At 64.3% G+C, this 3922-nt stretch carries 5 protein-coding genes and 1 pseudogene; 4 read left to right on the forward strand and 2 right to left on the reverse strand.

Annotation, left to right across the window (positions count from 1 at the left end):
- Positions 1-1000: DUF362 domain-containing protein (locus SY1_RS07250; protein WP_208873265.1), on the reverse strand; the 1000-nt coding region annotated here is incomplete at its 3' end.
- 159 nt (positions 1001-1159) lie between these two features.
- Between SY1_RS07250 and SY1_RS07255 the strand changes: the two genes are divergently transcribed.
- Entirely contained in the window at positions 1160-1333 is a 174-nt protein-coding gene (locus SY1_RS07255; RefSeq protein WP_015556631.1) for a YjfB family protein, read from the forward strand.
- Between the two features lie 141 nt (positions 1334-1474).
- On the opposite strand, the gene rpmB is transcribed toward SY1_RS07255, so the two are convergent.
- Positions 1475-1690: a 50S ribosomal protein L28 gene (rpmB, locus tag SY1_RS07260; RefSeq protein ID WP_208873267.1), complete on the reverse strand. Its 216-nt coding sequence runs from the start codon at positions 1688-1690 to the stop codon at positions 1475-1477.
- Between the two features lie 282 nt (positions 1691-1972).
- On the opposite strand from rpmB, the gene xseB reads away from it, so the two are divergent.
- From xseB to SY1_RS07275, 3 genes and pseudogenes are all read left to right on the forward strand, one after another.
- Positions 1973-2236, forward strand: a complete 264-nt coding sequence (gene xseB / locus SY1_RS07265) for an exodeoxyribonuclease VII small subunit (protein ID WP_015556633.1) — start codon at positions 1973-1975, stop codon at positions 2234-2236.
- A 156-nt stretch (positions 2237-2392) separates the two neighbouring features.
- A complete protein-coding gene (locus SY1_RS07270; RefSeq protein WP_015556634.1) occupies positions 2393-3664 on the forward strand; it encodes a Glu/Leu/Phe/Val family dehydrogenase in 1272 nt (423 codons plus the stop codon).
- Positions 3665-3672: 8 nt separating this feature from the next.
- Positions 3673-3922, forward strand: a pseudogene (locus tag SY1_RS07275) (hypothetical protein); the annotation flags it as partial.

Below are 3922 nucleotides of genomic sequence, written 5' to 3' on the forward strand. Positions count from 1 at the left end.
GGGTCAGTGCGTCCGCGGGGCAGACCTCCGCGCATCGCCCACAGCCGATGCAGCGCTCCGCGATCTGGATGGGACGGGACATCATGGCCCGCTCCAAAAAGGGCAAGTGGGGCAGGAAGCGCAGGCTACCCTGATCGGGGAGCCTGACGCTGAAGGCGTGGTCCGGCGGAAGGTCGCCTGCGACGTCCGCGTCGTCCAGAGCACACTGAGGAAGGCGCCGCTGCCTGGCGGCGCGGTACAGGGGGAAGTCGTCGAGGCGGACGCCCATCATGCGGCAGAGCCACAGGTCCATGAGGAGCGGGTCGCGGGCGGCTGCCACGACGCCCCATGGGTTGGGGTGTCCGCTGGTGGGGCCCTCTCCGTCCATCCCCACGACGCCGTCGAGGATCGTCAGACAGGGGGCTACGCCCCCCGCGATCTCCAGGAGGAGGGACGCGAAGCGGTCCCGGTCGAAGCCCACGTCGTAGTGCCAGGCGGCCTTGGCGCGTCCCACGACGCAGCCGAACAGGTTCTTGACGCCGAGGGTGAGGAGCATCTGTCCGTGGGTCTTCATCTTGGGGAGGTTGACGACGGCGTCGGCCTCGAGGACCAGGCGGCTCACCTCGATCTTCCGAAAGAGGGAGCCCTCGGAGACCTTCAGGGGCACGGGGTCCGTCAGCTCCAGACAGGGGATTCCCAGTTCCCGCGCGACGCCCGCGAAGCCGGCCCGTTCCGCGGCCACATGGAAGGCGTCAATGCCGGGGCTGTCCGCGATGAAGGGCCTTGCGCCGCAGTCCAGCAGCAGGCGGGCGACGGCGCGGACGACGGAGGGGTCCGTCGTGGCGCGGCGCTCCGGCGCGTGCCCGCCCACCAGGTTCACCTTCAGGAGCACGCGGTCTCCGGGCTTCACGGGGCTCAATGCGCCACCGAAGTGGTCGCAGGCCCGCCGCACCGCCGCGTCGATGCCCGCCTGCTCATAGTCCTTCTGCTGGATCAGCAGGAGTCCGCCCCTTTCGTCCATGCCCTCTCGCCCCCTCCTTTCGGGTTCGGCGGACAGGCCACCGCTCGATCGGCTCAAACGCTTTCATTTCGCCCGCGCTGCGGTCTTTGATGTGCTATCATAAAGCAAAGCGGCTCTGGCCAAACGACGCGGACAGGGCGCTGACGAAGGGGGTGAGCGATGGTGGACATCACGGCTGATGTCGCGCGGTATTCCATGGAGATGGCCTCGGCGCGGACGGCTCAGGCGGTCCAGACCTCCATGCTGAAGAACGTCATGGAGGCCCAGAAGGACATGATGGCGCAGCTTCTCAAGTCCATGGGGCTTGGCGGTGCGCTGGACGTCAAGGCGTAGCGGACGGTGGACGCGGGGTTGGGGGCGGTCCGGCAGGATCGCCCCCAAATTCTGCCCCAGGCTTCGGCGGGGAAGGGAGCGCGGCCGGCCGCTGCGTGAACCGCGCACAAAAAAAGGGCTCCACCGGGAGCCCCCATTCGCTTACGCCTCGGCCGGCGCCGCGGCCATTGCCCTCCGGACGAAGCCGGACCTCAGGCATTTGGTGCAGACCCGCACCTTGAACGTCGTGCCGTCGCCCGCGTCGATGCGCACGCTCTGAAGGTTGACGAGCCAACGACGACGGGTGTGCCGGTTCGAGTGGCTCACCGCGTTTCCCGAAGCGGGCCCGCGCCCGCAGCACTGACAGAACTTTGCCATGATCATTTCCTCCCTGCATCGGGCGTAGGGGAAGGAAGAACGCTTCCTGTTATCTCCCCGCTCCGCCGAACGATCCTCGAAATTAACTCTAGAATTTTATCACAACTTTCTTAGAAAAGGCATGGACGTCCGGAAAAATTCTGAAAGGCCCCGCGCCGCACGCAAGTCGAAGCGCGGAAGGTGAAGTCGCCCGTGAGCGGTCAGCCGGTTTTTTGTGCCGCGACCTGCTACAATAACACGCGGCCAACCATAATTTCGTTTGACCTTGCAGGAGGGAAAGATATGCCGTTCGCAGAAAATCTGGCGCGTCTGGATGAGATCGCAAAACGCCTGGAGTCCGAGCCGATGTCGATGGACGAGGCGCTGGCGGTTTTTGAAGAGGGGGTGGCCCTCGTCAAAAAGAGCGAGAAGCTGCTCCAGAGGGCGGAGCGGAAGGTGACGATTCTGACGGAGGAGGGGGAAGCGCTCTTCGAGGCCGCGCAGCCCTCAGGCGTCGAGGAGGAAGGGGAGGATGAGGGGGAAAACGACGGGGAATTTGACGTGTAAAAACGCAATTTCCGCACGCTTTTCTCTTTTTTGTGATATCCTTTAGACACGTTGCGAGGTTGCTTCGCTCAGGGGCCGTCGCGGTGTTCGTTCTTTATCTATCTTTAATCTTTCCCAGCGATGGGAGCTCAAAATATTGTGGAGGTGCATGACGTAATGGCTGAGAGAAGAAAGGCTGAAAACGTACTGCTGGATACGGCGCTTCAGGAGTTTTACGGCGCGGCGGACGAGATGGGGCTCAGCGAGAAGCTGATCTCCATCCTGAGCCATGCGGAGCGCAGGCTTGAGGTTTCCGTGCCCACCGAGATGGATGACGGCTCCGTGAAGGTTTTTAAGGGCTATCGCGTGCAGCACTCCACGGCCCTGGGGCCTGCGAAGGGCGGCCTTCGTTACGATCCCGCGGTGGACATCGACGAGTGCGAGGCGCTTTCCATGCTCATGACGTGGAAGTGCTCCCTGGCGGGCATCCCCTACGGCGGCGGCAAGGGCGGCATCTGCTGCGACCCGCTCGAGATGTCGAAGAAGGAGAAGGAGCGCATGACCCGCACCTTCGCCGCGCGCATCGCCCCCATCATCGGCTCCTGGACGGACGTGCCCGCCCCCGACATGAACACGGGCGGCCCTGAGATGGTGTGGATCCTGGACACCATCAGCAAGATGCACGGCCAGCTGGAGCCGGGCATCCTGACGGGCAAACCCATCTCCTATTGGGGCTCCAAGGGGCGCAACGAGGCCACGGGCCGCGGCGTCGCGACCTGCGGGCTCGAGTTCATGAAGGCGCTGGGCAAGGACCCCGCGAAGATGACCGCCTCCATTCAGGGCTTCGGCAACGTGGGCAGCTACACGGCCAAGACGCTGCAGGAGAACGGCGTCAAGGTCGTCGGCATCAGCGACATCACGGGCTCCTACTACTCCGAAAAGGGCATCGACATCGAGAAGGCCTTCGAGGTGAAGGACAAGGACCCCAAGAAGCTCCTGAACGGATTCGAGAAGGTCGGGAACTGCGAGAAGGTCGACGAGGTCCTGTTCACCAAGTGCGACTTCCTGTTCCCCTGCGCGCGCGACGGCGTCATCAACAAGGACACGGCGGGCAAGGTCTTGGCGAAGTACGTCGTCGAGGGCGCGAACGGCCCCACCACGCCGGAGGGCGACAAGATCATGGCGGACGCGGGCGTGAAGCTGGTGCCTGACTTCCTGGCCAACTCGGGCGGCGTCATCGGCTCCTACTTCGAGTGGGCGCAGAACCTTCAGGGCTTCTTCTGGACCGCCGACGAGTACAACACCCGCCTGATCCACATCATGAAGGACAACTTCAAGCGCGTGTGGGATTACGCGGAGGCCAAGAAGGTCACGATGCGCCGCGCGGCCACCATGGCCGCCATCCAGCGCGTCGCCGACGTGGTGGAGCTGCGCGGGCTCTTCCTGTAGGCGTCTTTTTGGAGGAGCTTTCTGGTGAACGACAAGGTTCTAACGGAAGTCGAGCGGCTCAGGGACGACATGGTTGCGGCCCTGAGCCGCATCTGTCGGATCCCCGCCGTCTCCCCCACAACGGGGGGACGGGTGAGGAGGCCAAGGCGAAGGAAATCGAGAAGCTGGTCGCGGAGCTGGGGCTGGGGAAGGTCCAGTGGGAGTTCGTGGACGACCCCAAGTCGCCCACGGGCAACCGCCCTTCCCTCTTCCTGGAGT

This window comes from Fretibacterium fastidiosum, from assembly GCF_000210715.1.
GTDB lineage: Bacteria > Synergistota > Synergistia > Synergistales > Aminobacteriaceae > Fretibacterium > Fretibacterium fastidiosum.